The sequence below is a fragment of the Paenibacillus diazotrophicus genome (genome assembly GCF_042610465.1).
In genome coordinates this window covers 1513897-1532078 of sequence record NZ_JBGJZN010000001.1, presented here as the reverse complement: position 1 = coordinate 1532078, position 18182 = coordinate 1513897, and the positions used below count along the sequence as shown (strand labels likewise).

16 protein-coding genes are annotated in these 18182 nt (G+C 47.1%); 3 read left to right on the top strand and 13 right to left on the bottom strand.

Annotated features, from left to right (window positions below; all coding sequences use genetic code 11):
• Positions 1–63: 63 nt before the first annotated feature.
• Positions 64–423 carry a winged helix-turn-helix transcriptional regulator gene (locus tag ACAN54_RS06975; RefSeq protein WP_379152300.1) on the bottom strand — a complete coding sequence of 120 codons (360 nt, stop codon included), beginning with the start codon at positions 421–423 and terminating at the stop codon, positions 64–66.
• Between ACAN54_RS06975 and ACAN54_RS06970 the strand changes: the two genes are divergently transcribed.
• Positions 373–1308 (top strand): NADPH-dependent F420 reductase, encoded by a 936-nt coding sequence (locus tag ACAN54_RS06970; RefSeq protein ID WP_379152297.1) that lies wholly within the window; start codon positions 373–375, stop codon positions 1306–1308. The two genes, ACAN54_RS06975 and ACAN54_RS06970, sit on opposite strands and share 51 nt — an antisense overlap.
• Positions 1309–1583: 275 nt before the next feature.
• Here ACAN54_RS06970 and ilvB read toward each other — a convergent pair whose 3' ends face one another.
• The 11 genes from ilvB to ACAN54_RS06915 all read right to left on the bottom strand — a co-directional run bounded on the left by ilvB (position 1584) and on the right by ACAN54_RS06915 (position 15309).
• Positions 1584–3260: a biosynthetic-type acetolactate synthase large subunit gene (gene ilvB / locus ACAN54_RS06965; protein WP_379152294.1), complete on the bottom strand. Its 1677-nt coding sequence runs from the start codon at positions 3258–3260 to the stop codon at positions 1584–1586.
• Positions 3261–3317: 57 nt separating this feature from the next.
• Positions 3318–4334 (bottom strand): GTP 3',8-cyclase MoaA, encoded by a 1017-nt coding sequence (gene moaA / locus ACAN54_RS06960; RefSeq protein ID WP_379152290.1) that lies wholly within the window; start codon positions 4332–4334, stop codon positions 3318–3320.
• Between the two features lie 32 nt (positions 4335–4366).
• On the bottom strand, positions 4367–5857 hold the full coding sequence (locus tag ACAN54_RS06955) for a nitrate/nitrite transporter (protein ID WP_379152286.1): 1491 nt from the start codon (positions 5855–5857) through the stop codon (positions 4367–4369).
• Between the two features lie 182 nt (positions 5858–6039).
• On the bottom strand, positions 6040–6570 hold the full coding sequence (locus tag ACAN54_RS06950) for a hemerythrin domain-containing protein (RefSeq protein ID WP_379152282.1): 531 nt from the start codon (positions 6568–6570) through the stop codon (positions 6040–6042).
• A 19-nt stretch (positions 6571–6589) separates the two neighbouring features.
• The gene (locus ACAN54_RS06945; RefSeq protein WP_379154129.1) at positions 6590–7237 is read right to left on the bottom strand and encodes a response regulator; all 648 of its coding nucleotides are present in this window, start codon (positions 7235–7237) and stop codon (positions 6590–6592) included.
• A gap of 7 nt (positions 7238–7244) precedes the next feature.
• A complete protein-coding gene (locus tag ACAN54_RS06940; protein ID WP_379152278.1) occupies positions 7245–8315 on the bottom strand; it encodes a sensor histidine kinase in 1071 nt (356 codons plus the stop codon).
• A complete protein-coding gene (locus tag ACAN54_RS06935; RefSeq protein ID WP_379152275.1) occupies positions 8312–8770 on the bottom strand; it encodes a GAF domain-containing protein in 459 nt (152 codons plus the stop codon). The genes ACAN54_RS06940 and ACAN54_RS06935 overlap by 4 nt, the downstream gene beginning before the upstream one ends.
• Positions 8771–8819: 49 nt before the next feature.
• Entirely contained in the window at positions 8820–9506 is a 687-nt protein-coding gene (narI, locus tag ACAN54_RS06930; RefSeq protein ID WP_379152272.1) for a respiratory nitrate reductase subunit gamma, read from the bottom strand.
• Positions 9503–10069 (bottom strand): nitrate reductase molybdenum cofactor assembly chaperone, encoded by a 567-nt coding sequence (gene narJ / locus ACAN54_RS06925; RefSeq protein WP_379152267.1) that lies wholly within the window; start codon positions 10067–10069, stop codon positions 9503–9505. The genes narI and narJ overlap by 4 nt, the downstream gene beginning before the upstream one ends.
• A complete protein-coding gene (gene narH / locus ACAN54_RS06920; RefSeq protein ID WP_379152264.1) occupies positions 10062–11645 on the bottom strand; it encodes a nitrate reductase subunit beta in 1584 nt (527 codons plus the stop codon). Before narH ends, narJ begins: the two co-directional genes overlap by 8 nt.
• Entirely contained in the window at positions 11635–15309 is a 3675-nt protein-coding gene (locus ACAN54_RS06915; RefSeq protein ID WP_379152261.1) for a nitrate reductase subunit alpha, read from the bottom strand. The genes narH and ACAN54_RS06915 overlap by 11 nt, the downstream gene beginning before the upstream one ends.
• Positions 15310–15629: 320 nt before the next feature.
• Between ACAN54_RS06915 and ACAN54_RS06910 the strand changes: the two genes are divergently transcribed.
• Positions 15630–16055: a hemerythrin domain-containing protein gene (locus tag ACAN54_RS06910; RefSeq protein ID WP_379152258.1), complete on the top strand. Its 426-nt coding sequence runs from the start codon at positions 15630–15632 to the stop codon at positions 16053–16055.
• A 145-nt stretch (positions 16056–16200) separates the two neighbouring features.
• Positions 16201–17382, top strand: coding sequence for an NO-inducible flavohemoprotein (gene hmpA / locus ACAN54_RS06905; RefSeq protein ID WP_379154127.1), 1182 nt, complete (start codon positions 16201–16203; stop codon positions 17380–17382).
• A gap of 67 nt (positions 17383–17449) precedes the next feature.
• On the opposite strand, the gene ACAN54_RS06900 is transcribed toward hmpA, so the two are convergent.
• Positions 17450–18157, bottom strand: a complete 708-nt coding sequence (locus ACAN54_RS06900; RefSeq protein WP_379152255.1) for a Crp/Fnr family transcriptional regulator — start codon at positions 18155–18157, stop codon at positions 17450–17452.
• Between the last annotated feature and the right edge of the window lie 25 nt (positions 18158–18182).

The following is an 18182-nucleotide window of genomic DNA, read 5'->3' as shown; positions in this document are numbered from 1 at the left end:
GTATTAGACTGACAATGCTTCATTAAGCTGAGGAGCAGGATAGTTTAGAAATACCCCGTCTAATTAATCTGATTTTTCTCCAAACTTATTTCCGAATTCCTCCATTAAATCAATAATTGGAATCAATTGTTCTCCTTTTGACGTCAGTGAGTACTCAACACGCGGAGGCACCTCAGGGTAAACCTTACGGTTAATTAAGCCATCTGCCTCCAATTCCCGAAGTTGCTTTGTTAGAGACCCTTGTGAAATACCCCATAAAAGAGTTTTAATTTCGTTGTATCGGTGTGGCTTGAATTTTAGAAACCAAAGAATCATATACTTCCAACGTCCTGAAAGCAGATTTTGGGTATAAGCAATTCCATATATTTCCCTATGGTCCGTCTTACATTCTTCATTAAATCCTTCTTTGTTGATTTTAGACACCAATTCCACCTCATTCTGCTGTTAGGTACAAAAAATAGTACTATGTCACTTATTATTGCCCTCTTCAAAAAAGCGAGTAACGTATATATATTAGTGCATGTAGACAAAATACTCAAAAAATCAACTTTAATACAAATAGGAGGAATAAAAATGAGATTTGGAATTATAGGTGCAGGAGCAATAGGGGCAAGTATTTCTAATAAATTAGTTGAGAATGGGCATAACGTAAAAATTGCAGAAACTCGTGGAGTTGAACATTTAGAAGGAAAAGAGTTTGCTGGAACACCTGCGAGTTTGGAAGATGTAATTACAAATATTGATGTTCTTATAATATCTCTTCCTTCTCATGTAATACCAAGCATCCGTGATACTATAGACAAAATTGGAGAAGAAGTTATTGTTGTAGACACATCAAATTATTATCCTTTTAGGGATAATAAAATTGAAGAAATTGAGAACGGAATGGTTGAAAGTCTTTGGGTTTCAAACCAATTAGGTAGACCTATCATTAAAGCGTTCAACAATCAATTAGCGTATACATTAAAAAATAATGGAACTCCTGAAGGTACTAGTGGTCGCATTGCAATGGCGGTGGCTGGTAACGTTCAATCCCATAAAGAAGTAATTATGGACGTAGTAAATGTGCTAGGCTTTGATGCCGTAGATGGTGGCTCTTTAAATGATTCGTGGAGACAACAGCCCGGAAACCCTGGCTACTGCACGGAACTAACGAAAGAGGAATTAACCGAAGCATTAACGAGGGCGAATAAGGAAAAAGCCCCGTTTTTAAGAGATCAGGCAATAGCAAGATTTTCTACTACAACTGCAGGCGGATACTCACATCAAGATGTTGTTAATCTAAATAGAGAGATATATAATTCATAAGTTTTGACGTTAATCTAACGGGAAACGTTAGTTAAACGAAACAGCGGCAGTCTAAGACTTTATTATCAAGTCTTGGTTCGTCACTGCTTTTATTAATGGATCAGTTTAAAATTTATTTTTCAAAAGCTGACGATCCTTCAAAACAAAAACCCCGTTAAATCAATGAATCCAGTCGAATACTTTATTTTCTTTGAACACTAATTACAATAAATCTCTTGGAAAGCAAAGAAGCGGGTCTCCGATAACGGAACCCGCTTCTTTGTATATTGATAGTGCTACTCTTCGATCATGTCGTGATTCCCGGCCCCCGGAGGGACGATAGGATATACATTGGATTCTTCGGTAATATCAAATTCCATGATTACGACTCCCTTTGTGTGCAATGCCTCTTCAATAATGCACTCTGCTTCCTCCAGGGTCTGCGCCCGAAATCCGTGCGCACCAAAAGATTGGGCCATTAGAGCAAAGTCAGGTGAACTGATGTGCACCGAAGAGTACCTTCGCCCTAGAAAAAGCTGCTGCCACTGCCGGACCATCCCAAGGTATCCATTCTTAAGAATGGCGACCTTCAGATTAATGCCCAGATCCACAGCAGTCATGATCTCCTGTATATTCATCTGGAAGCTTCCATCCCCTGTAATACAGATGACTTCCCTGTCGGGATAGGCCACTGCTGCACCGATGGCTGCCGGCAATCCATAGCCCATGGTTCCAAGTCCACCGGAGGTTAGAAAAGAGCGCGGTTCGGTAAAGTTGTAGTGTCTGGCTGTCCAGATTTGATGTTGGCCTACATCGGTTGATACGATGGCATTGCCGTCTGTAGCTGCATCAATACATTTAATTACTTCCTGTGGAGTCAATTTCGCTACTGGTTGGGGAGAAGATTTAGAGGATCGCTGTATCCACTGCTGAATCTGTTTCTCCCAAAGGGAGTGGTCACTCCTATGTATTTCTTCCATCAATCCGGCAAGCATTTCCGATATGAGTCCTGTTATGGCAAGGTCAACATTGATGTTCTTATTGAGTTCAGAGGAATCAATATCAACTTGTATTTTAAAAGAGCCGGGAGAGAATGACTTGCGGTTTCCTGTCACACGATCACTGAAGCGAACCCCGAGACATAGTACCAAATCGGCTGCCTGTAATGCACGATTGGCAGCTACAGTTCCATGCATCCCCACCATGCCCAGATGCTGTGGATGATCGGAAGGCAGGGCGCCGAGTCCCATTAGCGTACTCGCAACAGGAAGCCGAAATCTCTCCACAAACTTTCTTAGCCATGAAGGTGTCTCATCTGTCATACAGCCGCCTCCAACTAGAACTAATGGGCGTTCTGCATGATTGAACTGCTCTGCTGCAAGCTGTAAGCTATCGGCAGGGATCACTGAATATGGCTGATAACCGCGGATATGTAAGGGTGCTGGCGATATTTCACTGTAATGGTTGTCCTCTACTGTGGACGTCATCACATTCTTCGGCAGATCGATCAGCACAGGACCGGGACGGCCTGTTGTGGCCAAATAAAAGGCTTCATGTACAATCCTCTGTAGATCGCCTATATCCCTAACCATATAATTATGTTTCGTAATAGGCATCGTCATTCCGTAAATATCCACTTCCTGAAAACTATCCAGACCAATTAATTCGGTAGCCACCTGACCCGTAAGGATAATCATTGGAATAGAATCCATAAACGCTGTCGCAATTCCGGTAATGGCGTTAGTTGCACCAGGTCCGCTTGTGACAAGTGCAAGTCCGGGACGCCCCGTGGACCGCGCATAACCATCGGCGGCATGAACGGCCGCCTGTTCATGTCTTACTAAGACATGATGTAAGGTATTACAATCAAACAAAGCGTCGTATAGAGGAAGTACGGCTCCCCCCGGATATCCAAAAATCGTGTCGACCTTCTTGTCAAGCAATAACTGAATCAGCAGTTCCGCTCCGTTCATGGGTGACCATCGTCTCCTACCTTTATTAATTCATACCATCTTGTGTATTCCAACCCGTCAGCCACCAATATACGACATACTTATCTTGTTCCGGCTCCCTGCAGTTTGTTCCTGGCGCTCATCGGAATACCTGTCTCCGCGCAGCTCCCATACCTCTTTAATCACACGGAGCAGCGTACGGTCGTCAGCTCCGGTGCGAAGCAATGTCCGCAGGTCCGTACCCTTTGATGCAAACAGACAAGTATAGAATTTACCGTCAGAAGATAACCTTGCCCTCGTACAGGACGAACAAAAGGATTCAGACACCGAAGTGATAAATCCCACCTCAGTCTTACAGTCTTGATAACGGTAACGTTGTGCTACCTCTCCATAGCTCTCTTGCTCCGAAGCCTCTAACTTATAATCGTTTTGAAGGTATTGGAGAATGTCCTTTTTGGTAACAACTTTAGCCAGACTCCAGCCATTGTCATTTCCTACATCCATAAATTCAATGAAGCGCAGCGTAATGTTACGTTCCTTGAAATAGGCAGCCATCGGCAGGATCTCTGATTCATTTACACCTTTTTGAACCACCATGTTGATTTTGATCTCATAGCCCATTTCACGGGCTTGATCAATATTTCTCAGAATAAGAGAAGGTTTCGTGCCTCTTCCGTTCATTTTTCCGAAAATCACGGGATCCAGCGCATCCAGGCTAATATTTAATCGCCGCAATCCCGCATCGTACAGCTTTTTTGCATGCTGCCCCAGGAAAATACCGTTAGTGGTCAATCCGATGTCCTCTACACCATTCAAATCCCGGATGCCTGATACAAGCTCATGAAGATCCTTCCGCAGTAGCGGTTCTCCCCCGGTCAGTCGGATTTTGCCAACTCCCAAAGATATAAAGAGTTTACTCAAACGAATAATCTCTTCAAAAGACAGCAGTTCGCGGGCGGGCATGAAGGCGTAATCGTCACCGAATATTTCCTTCGGCATGCAGTAGGTACAGCGAAAATTACAACGGTCAGTTACCGAAATCCTCAAATCCCGGATCGGACGTTTTAGTTGATCAATGATGGGTGTCGTTCTCATACGCCCTCCTCCCATTTCTAGTAATCTCCCACTTATTTGTGCGTAATATCGCTGAATGTACCGACATAACGAATATCTGCCCCGGTCTCATCCTTGACGGCACTAATATTCAGCAGCTGGAGATACTCCTCTCCATTCTTTCTTTTGTTCCAAATTTCACCCTGCCAAAACCCTTTTGCCCGGATTTCGCTCCACATGCTGCGGTAAAAACCTTCCGGCTGCCTTCCTGACTTCAGCACGTTTGGCAATTTGCCCAGCACCTCCGCTTCTGTAAAGCCAGTAAGCTTCGTAAATGCAGGGTTGACACTCTTGATCACACCCGAAGCATCCGTTACGAGAATTCCCTGGGCCGTAGATTTGAACACTTCGGAAGTAAGTGCCAGGCGATCGTTGTAATAGAGCCAAATCACAAGAACAAGACTCGCCAAGGCCACTTGGGACAGCAGCATGAACCCTATCGAATATTGGCCTGTGATTGAAAAAATAATCGAGAGCATAATCGGCGGGAAAAACCCGCCCAGTCCACCCATCATGGAGACAATCCCGTTGGCAATCCCCGCCTGTTTATTGAAATAAAGCGGGACTAACTTGAAGATAACTCCATTTCCTATCCCTGCACTGAACGCAATGGCCAGGCACCCCACCGTGTACAGTCCAATAGAGGGCAGAAATGCTAAGAGGATCGCAGCAATAGTATAAATACTGAACGTCCCGATGAGCAGAAATAAAGGCTGGAATTTGTCAGCCAGCCAGCCGCCAACCGGCCGGAAGAAGGTGGCAACAGCAATAAAGCCCGCGGTTCGCATGCCTGCATCCACCTTTTCCAGTCCAAAATTGGATACCAGAAAGTTAGGAAGATAGATTGTAAAGGCGACAAACGACCCGAACGTAATGAAATAGAACAACGAGAACAACCAGAGCTTCTCATTAGCGGCTACACCTTTAATCTGATCAATAATAGGCGTTCTTACCTTAGGCTCATGACGGTCTCCGAAAAAGAAATTAAGCGCAATAAAGACCAGCAGAAGGATCAGATACAGCTTCACAGCAGTCGCCCAGCCATAATGGGCAGCGACGATCGGAGCAGTAAATGTGGTTAGGGCCGTACCCAAATTCCCAACCCCGTAGATCCCGTTAACAAACCCGTGTTTTTCTTTGGGGAAATACTTGGGCAACGAGGTAACTCCTACGGAAAAAACAGCGCCTCCAATCCCTAAAAACGTACCGCCAACGATCAGGTCCATATATGTGGTGGCATTGCTAATATAGAAGACTGGAAAGAGAAGAAGGATAAAGCTGATCAGAAAAATGATACGGGCTCCAAAAATATTGGCATAGTAGCCGAGCGGTATACGCAGGATCGAACCAAGCACTACGGGAATCGCCGTGACCATGGCCAGTTTTCCCGATGGAATAGAAATATCCTCGGAAATAAAAGGCATTAGTGATGAAATAATTACCCATACCATAAAGCCAACGATCAAATTCAGGGTTTGTAACGGCAACTGCATTTTTTTAATCATGTCATTCACCTTTTCCGCCATTATTCTTATCTGCTGATTGTATATATTCACTTCCTGTCCTTATTGTATCTGCCCTTACTCGGCTACTGATATAGGGGAGTACCCTGTCCCTGAGAGGGGATTCCCTGAAATATAAAAAAGCTCTATCATCCTTAGGAGGACAATAAAGCCGTATGGAGATTTTATGTGATTAGTGTGTTCATTTTTGAAAAAAGCCGCCTGTGGTCCGGTTCGTTCAGCTGAGTCTCGGCCATTGGAAAAATCACAGCTTCTTCTTTGACAAAATGCACGGTTAATATTTCAAAAGCCTCTGCAGCATCTTTCACGGCGGACATCATCTTTGACAGCGACAGCGGTTCCATGTCAACTGCCGTATGGTGAAGGAAATGTCCCAAATAACCGTCGATTTCCACATGCTCTTCCTGAATTCCAACCAGCGGCCCTTGTTCAAAACCTATATACCGGCCGAGCAGCGGGAAAAAGTGTTCTTCCTCTTTATGTGTATGCTTGGCAAGCGGAATCTGAAACTCCAGAATCAATCTCCGCAGCTCCCCGATTCTGTGACGAGCTTCCTCTTCACTGATCAGATCGTCTTGTTCAAAAGAAAGAACAATCGCGTGCCATTCTCCCATCAGATAGGATAAATAGCGGTGTTCGTTCTCTAGAATACGCATAGCAGGTGAAGTAGAGTGCATACCGGTAGAATTCGGCATAAATACCTCCAATCGAAACTTAGAAATCCAGCAGCTTTTTTTTCAAGGCATATTCCACCAGTTCCGGCCGGCTCTTCAGGTTTAATTTTTCCATGATTTTTGATTTATGGGCCTCCACCGTCTTCACGGAGATAAACAGCCTTTCTGCGATCTCTTTATTGCCATAGCCTTTAGCGATCAGCGGCAAAATCTCAAGCTCCCGCTTGGACAACAGTTCAAACAGGTCTTCTGAAGCGGCAGTTTTATCCTTTTTGATGAATTCACGGACCAGGGAGGTAGCCAATTTGGGATGAATATAGGTTCCTCCCTGATGAATAGTGCGAATAGCCAGTAATAGCTCCTCATCCGGCGCACTTTTCAGCACATAACCTGACGCTCCGTTCTTCAGGACATGGAACAGATATTCTTCATCATCATGCATGGTCAGAATTAATATTTTGGTATCGGGGTAATCCTCCTTGATCTTGCCTGTAGCGATCAGTCCGCTCTCTCCGGGCGGCATGCTAAGATCCATGATCAGGATATCCGGCCTGCATTTCGCTACCATGGCATAGGCTTCTATCCCGTCGGCAGCAGCACCAATGACTTCGATGTCATCCTGGAAATTAAGAATCATGGCAAAACCGCTGCGCACAATGGCATGGTCGTCTGCGATAACGATCTTCATCCGGTGATCATTCCTTTCCACTTCCATCTCCGGCAGGAACTTGAATAATAATTGTAGTTCCCTTTCCTGCCTCCGTCCTTATGCTGAAGCTGCCTCCTACTAATTCTGCACGCTCCTGCATACCGTATAATCCCAGTCCGGTACCGTTTGGTTCATCCCCTAAGTTAAAGCCGATACCTTCATCTTCGATTGTGAGCTTCAGCATTCCGTCACGCTCGGTAAGTTTTACTTGGACCATGTCTACCTGTGCATACTTTAGAGCATTGAGCACAGCTTCCTGGCAGACCCGGTACATCACCGTTTCTATTTCACTGTCATAGCGGTTCTCGGAGAGATCGGAATCAAATTCTATGATAAGTCCGTAGATTTGCTCCAGCCGCTTAAAGTGGGAACGGAAGGCTGCTTCCAGCCCGAAATCATCGAGCGCAGCCGGACGAAGCTCCACAGAGAGATTGCGGATATCATTCAGGAGCCGCGTCATAGAGACTTCGGTCTGCTTGACCTTCTTAAGTATGTTGTCATCTGTGGTCATGTACTTAAGCACCCGCAAATCCACTACAGCGCTCATAAGCTCCTGGGCAACGCTGTCATGCAGTTCACGGGAAATCCGCTTTCGCTCATTCTCTTGTGCTTCAATCACATGCTTCATCATTTTATTCTGATAAAAATTCTCCTGGGTCTTGAACTGTCTGGTTAGATCCCGGAGCATTAACACCCGGATCCCATTCTCGGGATCTATCGTATGAAAGCTTGCTGTGTAGGGTACAATCCCTTTGTATTTCGTCTCAAGGTAAACCTGGTAGGAGGTGAAATCCTCGGATTCAGTTGTATGAAAAAAGCAGTTGGAACAGGTACGGAGCTCATGGTCACTGGTATACCCCCTGCATGTACTGCAGAGAGCAAGGGAATTCCCTTGCTCTAGCTGGTCTAGAAAGTCGCTGTCCACAATACTGGAGGCTGCAGGATTCATGGCCAGTGTCTTCCCTTCCCTGTCAAAAAAGAAGATAGCTTCCCTGCTGTTCTCAAACAGCTTCAGCATCAGAATATTTAGTGAATCCATCCCGGTTGGCAGCATCAACTCAGCAACAATTCCTTCCCGTTCAAGTCTCCAATCCCCTTACGAGCCATACTCTCCAGATCCCTCAGCATGGTTTCATTAACCTGCTGAATCCCCCGGAAACCACCAAGAAGCACACCGGCTACACGGGCATCGTTCCACAGGGGTACTGCCCCTATACTCTGCAGATTCTCTGATTTAACAATCGGATAATTAAACAGCATTTCTTGCCGAACCTGTTCTTTTACTGAAGAGAGTAAGAACGGCTTTCCGGTTTTGAATACGATGCCCGCTACTCCTCTTCCCGACTGAAGAACAATCCCTTTATAACGGGAATTCAGATTGCCGGAGGCGTATTTCCATCGGATGACATAATCATATTCTGCAGGGTCTGCAAGTGCCAATGACATGAAATCATACCCTAAAGCTTCACGGATCAGGTCAAGCTCCAGCTGATAATCAACCTTGTTTTTCATCGTGTTCTCTCCTATTTGAACAGGGAAAGAAGTGCACACTTACTTTCCTTTAATTCGATTTATGTCTTCTGTATAGAATATAACTTCTGCCTACATAATTCAACGGAACACTCCATACATGAACAAGCCGGGTAAAGGGCCAGAATGCGAAGATCGCGAAACCTGACAGGACGTGAATTTTAAAGGATAGCGGCACAGTTGTCATTAACGCAGGATCGGGTCTGAACATAAACAAGCCACGGAACCATACGGAAATGGTCTCACGGTAATCAAATTCAGGCTGCACCGCGTTGGTAACAAGTGTAGAGTACATGCCCATAAATACAATGAACAAGAGCAGAGAATTAACAATCAAATCAGAAGCGCTGCTTAGCCGCCGGACGTTCTTAAGTGTAAATCGCCGTGAGGTAAGAATCAGCATACCGGCCAGAGTGACGATTCCAAAAATCCCACCGATATATACTGCCCCGATATGATACGTATGCTCATTTACACCCACAGCCTCCATCCATGATTTTGGAACAACGAGACCGCCAATGTGTCCGAAGATAACAGGAATAATTCCAAGATGAAAGAGAATACTTCCATATTTCAGTTGTTTCTTCTCGATAAATTCACTGGATTTGGCCGTCCAGTTGAACTGGTCTCTCCGGTAGCGGTAGATATGCCCAACAACAAAAACGACTAGGCAAATGTATGGAATAATGACCCATAAGAATTGATCGAACATATTCATTGACTGACTGCCTCCTGTTCGATGCAAGCTTTGAGTGTTTCCCGAAGACCCTTCACCAGGTGGAAATACGGGCTTTGATTCTTGTCCAGCGCCTGAAGCAAGTGATATGTGCCATCCTCCAGAACCCCAATCAGCATCCGGAAATTCTCGGGTGTCCGTGAATCGTTAAGCCATTCGGCTGCATAAAGAAATTCACACATGAGCGGCAAGTAGTCCGGCAATTCACCTTCAGGCATTTCAAGCCCATACATTTCATACAGCATTTTTAGTTTGGCGAGGATTTGACCACGTTCCTTGGCATCCTCAAATTTAAAATAGGTCATATACAGTGCACAATCCCGCTGAAAATCAAAGGTTGCTGCATATTGTTCCTGTATCTCATCCAAACTGTATTGCTGCATGAGCGTCCCGTACATATGCAGATGGTGGTAAGCCGGATGTCCCTCTTCGAACACCTCTTCCGGGAAAGACTGTTGAAAATCCTGACTTTCTGGATACATTAGCTGCAATGCAAAGTACCCGAAGGAGTGCTTGAATGTATACAGCTTCGTTAAATCAATCACGCCAGATCCCTCCGTAGAAGTTCTCTTCGTATAATTCCTTGGCCGTCTTCGACTCCGAACCGGCAGTATTTGACGGACCGCATCCATCACATCCCGATCCTGATGACCCGAAGGAACCCATGTCACCCATCCGGTTGCCATACCCAGCAGAGCCTTGGGCACGATATGGATTCATAGTTTGTTCCTTATGGGATGTCGGAATTACAAAGCGGTCCTCATATTTGGCGATAGCCAACAAGCGGTACATCTGTTCAGTCTGCTGTGCTGTCAATCCTACCCGCTCAAGCCGGCTTGCATCGAAGGGTTGATTGGCTGATTTAGCACGCATATACGAGCGCATCATAGCCATCCGCTGGAGAGCTTCTTTTACCGTCTGAGTGTCGCCTGCGGTCAGCATATTGGCCAGATACTGGATGGGTGTCCGCATTTCCTCGATCGCCGGGAAAATCATATCCGGATTCTTCAGAGAATCCTTCCCTTCAAAATAATTCATTATCGGGCTGAGTGGCGGGACATACCATACCATCGGCAGCGTCCGGTATTCCGGGTGCAGCGGGAACGCCAGCTTATGTTCAATGGCAAGCTTATATACCGGTGAATTCTGGGCGGCTTCCAGCCAATCCTCAGAGATCCCGTCTTTTCTGGCTTGGGCGATGACTTCAGGATCATGCGGATTCATAAATAAATCACATTGGGCTTTGTACAGATCTTTCTCATCCGGTGTGGAAGCAGCCTCCAGCACCTTGTCCGCGTCGTAGAGCAGAACGCCTAGATAACGGATACGACCAGTACAGGTCTCAGAGCATACCGTCGGCAATCCAGCTTCCACACGCGGGAAGCAAAACGTACATTTTTCCGCTTTGTTGGTCTGCCAGTTGAAATATACCTTCTTATATGGACAGCCCGTCATGCAGTATCTCCAGCCCCGGCAGGCCTCCTGATCTACGAGAACAATGCCATCCTCTTCCCTTTTATACATCGCTCCTGAAGGACAAGAGGCGACACAGCTGGGATTAAGGCAGTGTTCACACAACCGTGGCAGATAGATCATGAACGATTGTTCAAAGTTGAACTTGATCTCCTCTTCAATCTTCTGGATATTCGGATCAAGCGGTCCGGTTACGTGTGCGCCGGCCAGATCATCCTCCCAGTTCGGACCCCACTCCAGGTCCATCTTCTCGCCTGTTACTGCCGAATGCGCACGTGCCACAGGTGAATGCTTTTGTTCCCCCGCGTCCGTAAGATGCTCATAATTGTATGTCCAGGGTTCATAATAATCCTTCATCTCTGGCATGTCCGGGTTATAAAAAATCTTCCCGAGCGCGATCTTGGACAACTTGTTGCCGGATTTCAGCTCAAGCTTGCCTTTGCGGAGCTGCCAGCCCCCTTTGTAGAGTTCCTGATCTTCCCAGCGTTTCGGATAACCGATACCCGGTTTGGTCTCCACGTTGTTAAACCACATATATTCCGCACCTTTGCGGTTGGTCCAGGTCGTTTTGCAGGTCACGCTGCAGGTATGACAGCCTATGCACTTATCCAGATTCATCACCATTGCTACTTGCGCTTTAATCTTCAAGCCAGTTGACCTCCTTCATTTTTCGCACGGCTACGTATACATCACGCTGGTTGCCGATTGGGCCGTAGTAGTTAAATCCATAGCTGAGCTGTGCGTAACCCCCAACCATCTGGGTGGGCTTAAGATGAATTCGGGTGGGAGCATTATGACTGCCGCCACGCGTATCGGTAATCTCGGAGCCGGGTACTTGAATATGCTTGTCTTGTGCGTGATACATGAACATGGTGCCTCTAGGCATACGGTGGCTGACGACAGCACGGGCAGTGACCACGCCATTCCGGTTGTAGACCTCCAGCCAATCATTATCAGCAATATCGTGCTGTTCTGCGTCCTCGTTGTTAATCCACACCGTAGGCCCGCCACGGAAAAGAGTCAGCATGTGCTGGTTGTCCTGATATGTGGAGTGAATATTCCACTTGCCGTGTGGTGTTAAATACCGAAGGACAAGCGCATCCTGCCCGCCTTTTACTTCCCTGTCCCGCGGTCCGAATACCATCGGCGGCAAGGTCGGTTTGTAGATAGGCAATGCTTCACCAAACTGTTGAAAGATTTCATGATCAATATAGAAGTGCTGTCTGCCTGTCAGGGTCCGGAACGGGACCAGACGTTCAATATTGGTAGTGAACGGCGAATACCTGCGCCCTTGTTTGTTGGAACCGCTGAATACCGGTGTAGGAATCACTTCCCGGGGCTGTGCGGTGATGCTATGGAATGTGATTTTCTCCGCAGCCCGGTCCGCTGAGATATCTCTTAACACAACGCCAGAATCCTTCTCTGCCTGTTCGTAGGCTTTCTGGGATACCCGGCCATTGGTTGCAGAAGACAGATGAAGAATCGTATCTGCTACCTGACGGGCAGTTTGAATTTTGGGCAAACCATCTTTGATCGAATCATCATAAAAGACCCCGTTCAGACGTTTCAGCTCTTCATATTCATCAGCCACGGAGAAGCTGATGCCGTGTGCGCCTGCTTTGCCGGAGACCAGATTAGGTCCAAGTGAGATGTATTTATCATGAATCTTGGTATAATCTCGTTCCACAATAATCAGATTTGGCATCGTTTTGCCCGGAACAGCTTCCACTTCACCTTTGGCCCAGTCTTTGACCAAGCCCATCGGCTGAGAAATCTCACTGATCGAATCATGGGCAAGCGGTGTAGCGACTAGATCTTTGTAGACACCCGGCAACTCTGACTTCGCCATTTCCGAGAAGACTTCCGAGAGCTGGCGGTAAATATCCCAATCTGAACGGGATTCCCACAGCGGATTGACCGCAGGATTAAATGGATGAACGAACGGATGCATATCTGTTGAGGATAAATCCGTCTTCTCATACCAGGTAGCCGCCGGAAGAACGACATCTGCATACAACGGGGTTGTGGTCATACGAAAATCCAGCGCGACCATCAGATCCAGCTTGCCTTCTACATCCTCCCGCCAGACGATTTCTTCGGGTTTCTGCTCTTCATTCGGCGTGGCAAGCAGTCCATCTGATGCACCGAGCAGATGCTTCATAAAGTATTCCTGGCCCTTCGCGGAGCTGGATATCAGATTAGAACGCCATATGAATAAGCTTCGCGGGAAATTCTCGGGTGCACCCGGATCTTCTAGAGCAAAACGGGTCGTTCTTGATTTGATCTCCTCCAGCGTATGGGCGATGATCTCAGCATTGGTTTTTTTGCCCTGCTGAGCGGCTTCTTCTGCGAACATGAGGCTGTTCTTGTTAAACTGCGGGAAGGAAGGCAGCCAGCCCAGCCTTGCCGCAAGCACATTGTAATCGGCGGGGTGCTGGTAGGCTACCTCTCCTGCTGTCGGTGACTTAAGCGAATCGGTACCACTCTCTTCGTAACGCCATTGTTCTGTTGCGAAGTAGAAAAACGACGTAGCATTCTGCTGCCGGGACGGGCCCTGCCAATCCTTCGCAAAAGCGATAGTCGACCATCCTTCGATCGGGCGGCATTTCTCTTGACCAACATAGTGCGCCCAGCCGCCCCCGTTTACCCCCTGGGATGCGGTAAGAATTACAAGGTTCAGGATGGAGCGGTAGATGGTGTCACTATTGAACCAATGATTAATCCCTGCTCCCATGATAATCATGGAGCGTCCGCCGGTATCAATGGCGTTCTGGGCGAATTCACGGGCAATCTGAACCACAACACTGGATTTCACACCTGTGATGTTCTCCTGCCATGCAGGAGTGTAATGGGAGGCGCTATCGTTATAGTCCTTGGCGTTCCAAGGACTCTCAATTCTGCCGATCCCGTATTGACTCATCATCAGATCATATACCGTTGTACCATATCGTTCCGTTCCATCAGCAAGACGTATTTTCATAGCAGGAATCGTCCGTGTGAATGTACCGTTCCCCGCTTGATCGAAATAAGGGAATACAATCTCTTCCCACTGCCCGCCGTGTTCTTCAACAGAAAGTGCAGGAACAATCTTCGTTCCGTCTTCCCGTTCAAGAATGAGATTCCACTTCTTATCCGTCTCCCAGCGCTGCCCCATCGTCCCGTTCGGAACCACAAGCTCCTCTGAGACAGAGTCATAGATCACTGGTTTCCATTCCGCATGCGGAGAGGAATCACCGAGATCGCTCGCACGGAGGAAACGACCGCCCTTCAAGCTCTGCTCATGGGGATCCAGGAGAATGATGAAAGGCATGTCCGTATATTGTTTGGCATAGTCCATAAACATCGCTTCTTGGCGTTCATAATAAAATTCCTTCAGAATCACATGGGTCATTGCCTGAGCTAAGGCAGCATCGGTACCCGGATTAGGTGCAAGCCAGTTGTCAGCGAATTTGACGTTCTCTGCCAAATCCGGTGCAACGGACACCACTTTGGTTCCTTTATATCGTACTTCAGTCATGAAGTGGGCATCCGGGGTCCGGGTTAGCGGTACATTCGAGCCCCACATGATCAAATAGCCGGCATTGTACCAATCTGAGGATTCTGGAACATCCGTCTGCTCGCCCCATATTTGCGGAGAAGCCGGGGGCAGATCAGCGTACCAATCGTAAAAGCTGAGCATTTGCCCTCCAATGAGGGAGAGGAACCGTGCACCCGAAGCATAGCTGACCATAGACATAGCCGGAATCGGAGTGAACCCGGCAATCCGGTCTGGCCCATACTTTCGTATGGTATAGATTAACTGTGCCGAGATCAGACGAAGCGCGTCATCCCACGCAACCCGGGTCAGCCCCCCTTTGCCTCGGGCTTTTTTATAGAGATCCGCTTTCTCCGGGTCTTCTACGATACTTGCCCAAGCATCTACGGGATTGTCATGCTCCTGCACTGCAGCCTTCCAGAGGCGCCACAGCTTCCCTCTCATATAGGGGTATTTCACCCGAAGTGGACTATATTCATACCAGGAAAAGGTTGCTCCTCTGGGACAGCCGCGGGGTTCGAACTCTGGCATATCCGGTCCGCAGGACGGATAGTCAATCTGTTGATTCTCCCAAGTAATAATTCCATTCTTCACGAATACCTTCCAGCTGCAGGAGCCTGTACAATTCACTCCATGCGTTGTGCGGACCACTTTATCATGAGACCAGCGCTGGCGGTACATATCTTCCCAATCCCTGTTCTTTTCCTCCAGAATGGACCACTTTCCAGAATAACTTTCAACCGGCTTAAAAAAGTTCAAGCCATACTTTTTCTTCATCGCTTACAAACACTCCTTTGCAGAATGAAGGACATGGAAGAGTCCGACTCACTATTCATTCGAATACCTCCATTATGGATGTCCCGGACCGGAGTTCCCATTAGGGAATGTCCTATAGTCCCTCGGGAAATCCCTTGATTCAGCAAAAAGTGAAAAGCCCCCCTCTTGAATCAGGAGAGCCTTCTAAGTGTTTTAGAAAGGTGTGCGCTGCTAACTGCTGTCAGGGAATTCCCTCTTTTTGTTCAGGGGATGTCCTAACCGGAAATTTCAATGCTGCCTTCTATGTTATACTGAGAAAAAATTTTGGGGAGGATAAACAAATGGTAGGACCCTCTTTACGTCAACTGCACGCCCATCATGCCATACATCAAGGCGGACTATCGGGTGCAATAGACAAAACTGAAGAAGTCGAGAAACTGCTGGAGATACAAGAATTCGAGGTTGCACGACAAGCGGCCGATCACCTTGTGGAGTACTGGGAGACCAGGATACTGAGTCATGCGGAGGCGGAAGAAGAAGGGTTCTACCCGGAGATGGCGGCGAATAACCCCGGTTTGCAGAATGTAGTAACCAGGCTGACTCGTGATCATGAGCTCCTCCGAATCATGATCACAGATATCAAAACCATGCTTGACGAAGACGGCCTCACAACAGAAGTGCTTCAGCATTTCCATGCGCTTGTGGTGGTGAATGCTATTCACAGCAGAGACGAGGAAAGGTTGCTGCTTGAGGAACCTTCACGATAATTTCGCAGCCTGGATAAATTATGTGATCTTTGATACAAAATAAGATAGAAAAAGTGTCCGTTTTGTTAAAGTGGTATTTTAAATATATCTTTTAAATGTAAAAGAGTATATATTAAATTTGTAAAATTGAGAGGAGTGAACGGTCATTTTATCCACACAAACACGAGAAATTGTCAAATCCACAGCCCCTGTCCTTGCGGAACACGGTACTGCAATAACTACGGTATTCTACCGGAATCTCTTTGCGGCCCATCCTGAGCTTTTGAATGTATTTAACCATGCCAATCAGGCACAAGGCCGGCAACAGACTGCCCTTGCGAATGCAGTGTATGCTGCTGCAGTTCACATTGACAACCTGGAGAATATTTTGCCTGCAGTCGTCCAGATTGCCAATAAACATGTGAGTCTTGGTATTAAACCGGAGCAGTACCCGATTGTCGGTGAATTTCTGCTGAAAGCCATCAAGGAAGTGCTTGGGGACGCAGCAACCGATGATATCATGAAGGCTTGGGAAGAAGCTTATGGCGTAATCGAAGCCGCCTTCATTGGTGTTGAAGCGAACATGTACAAGGAAGCGCGCGAGCAAGAGAATGGCTGGAATTTCTTCAAACCGTTTACTGTGGTCCGAAAAGTACAGGAAAGCTCCAGCATAGCCTCCTTCTATCTCAAGCCTGCTGATGGCTCGGGTGTACCGGCGTTCAAACCAGGACAATACATTTCAGTGCGGGTACTAATCCCGGGTGAACAGTATACTATGATCCGCCAGTATAGCCTGTCTCAAGCATCCAATCCTGACGAGTTCCGCATCTCCGTGAAACGGGAAGCTGACAATGATCCGAATGGAGTAGTCTCTGTCTACCTTCATACACAGGTAAGCGAAGGAGATACCGTGGAAGTAAGTGCACCTGCCGGAGAATTCCTGCTGGATACTTCCAAAACCACACCGGTGGCTTTTATCTCCGGTGGTGTCGGTATCACGCCAATGATGAGCATGCTCGAAACGGTAGCCGTGTCATCGCCGGACCGCCCTACTGTGTTCCTGCATGCGGCACGAAATGAATCACTAGCCGCTTTTGGTAATGATGTTGAGAAGCATGCGCTGAACATGAGCAATATCAAATATAAAACCTTTTATTCAAGCGGCCCGGACGGCCAAATCACTCGTGAAGCATTAGCATCGTATGTGGATCCAGCAGGTGATGCCTATGTATGCGGACCGGTTCCTTTCATGGAAGCCATGATCCGTGAACTGCTGGCGATAGGGATGAAAGAGGAACAGATCCACTATGAGTTTTTTGGTCCGGCTATGCAATTAGAACAAGCCTAGTCCACATTGTAAAAAAGAGTGCGCCAGAATCCAAATTCCGGCACACTCTTTTTTTTGTCTTCAATTGTCAGTCCATATATTTCTCCAAGGAGGGCCGGTTGCGGATGATCATCTGCTTGTTGCCGATCAGCTCAATCAGACCCAGGTCTTCAAAGATTGCAAATTTCCGACTAATGGTTTCCCGTGTAACGCCTACGTAATTCGCCAGTTCTTCCCGTGAAAGCGGGAGATCGATATGAATCTTATCGCCCCGCATTTTACCATAGACATCACTAAGCTCCAGAATCATATAGGCAATCCGGATTTCCGGATCCTTGGTAGCCAGGCTTTGCGCCAGATTCTCGGTATGCGCCAGTCTTTTAGTTACCGTCTTAAGCAGTTTGAAGGCAATATCGGGATTATCCATGATCAGCAGCTCCATATCTGTTTTGGTCAGCATGCAGATACTGGTATCTTTCAATGCATATGCGCTAAAGTTACTGAGCTCATCGCTGTTAAAGATGCTGAGTTCGCCAAAAAAATCACCGGCTGTCAAAATGTGCAGGATTTGCTCCTTTCCCTGCGGAGTCATTTTGGACAGTTTCACTTGTCCTTGCTGAATAATATACAGGGTATCCGTCGGCTGTTCTTCCAGAATCAGAGACTGTCCCTTGGAGTACTTCCGGTGGATAATCATCGCACTGATCCGGGAGAGGTCCGCGCCGGAAAGGGAAGCGAAGATGGGTACTTTGCGGGTGCAGGGCTCAGCGGCATTCTGGCAGGAATGTTCCGGCATATCGGGTCTCTCCTTTGCAGAATTC

Coding starts and splice junctions, on each gene's coding strand:
- ACAN54_RS06970 (WP_379152297.1), top strand. CDS start 373: ATGGTCCGTCTTACATTCTTCATTAAATCCTTCTTTGTTGATTTTAGA.
- ilvB (WP_379152294.1), bottom strand. CDS start 3,260: ATGAACGGAGCGGAACTGCTGATTCAGTTATTGCTTGACAAGAAGGTC.
- moaA (WP_379152290.1), bottom strand. CDS start 4,334: ATGAGAACGACACCCATCATTGATCAACTAAAACGTCCGATCCGGGAT.
- ACAN54_RS06955 (WP_379152286.1), bottom strand. CDS start 5,857: ATGATTAAAAAAATGCAGTTGCCGTTACAAACCCTGAATTTGATCGTT.
- ACAN54_RS06950 (WP_379152282.1), bottom strand. CDS start 6,570: ATGCCGAATTCTACCGGTATGCACTCTACTTCACCTGCTATGCGTATT.
- ACAN54_RS06945 (WP_379154129.1), bottom strand. CDS start 7,237: ATGAAGATCGTTATCGCAGACGACCATGCCATTGTGCGCAGCGGTTTT.
- ACAN54_RS06935 (WP_379152275.1), bottom strand. CDS start 8,770: ATGAAAAACAAGGTTGATTATCAGCTGGAGCTTGACCTGATCCGTGAA.
- narI (WP_379152272.1), bottom strand. CDS start 9,506: ATGAATATGTTCGATCAATTCTTATGGGTCATTATTCCATACATTTGC.
- ACAN54_RS06915 (WP_379152261.1), bottom strand. CDS start 15,309: ATGAAGAAAAAGTATGGCTTGAACTTTTTTAAGCCGGTTGAAAGTTAT.
- ACAN54_RS06910 (WP_379152258.1), top strand. CDS start 15,630: ATGGTAGGACCCTCTTTACGTCAACTGCACGCCCATCATGCCATACAT.
- ACAN54_RS06900 (WP_379152255.1), bottom strand. CDS start 18,157: ATGCCGGAACATTCCTGCCAGAATGCCGCTGAGCCCTGCACCCGCAAA.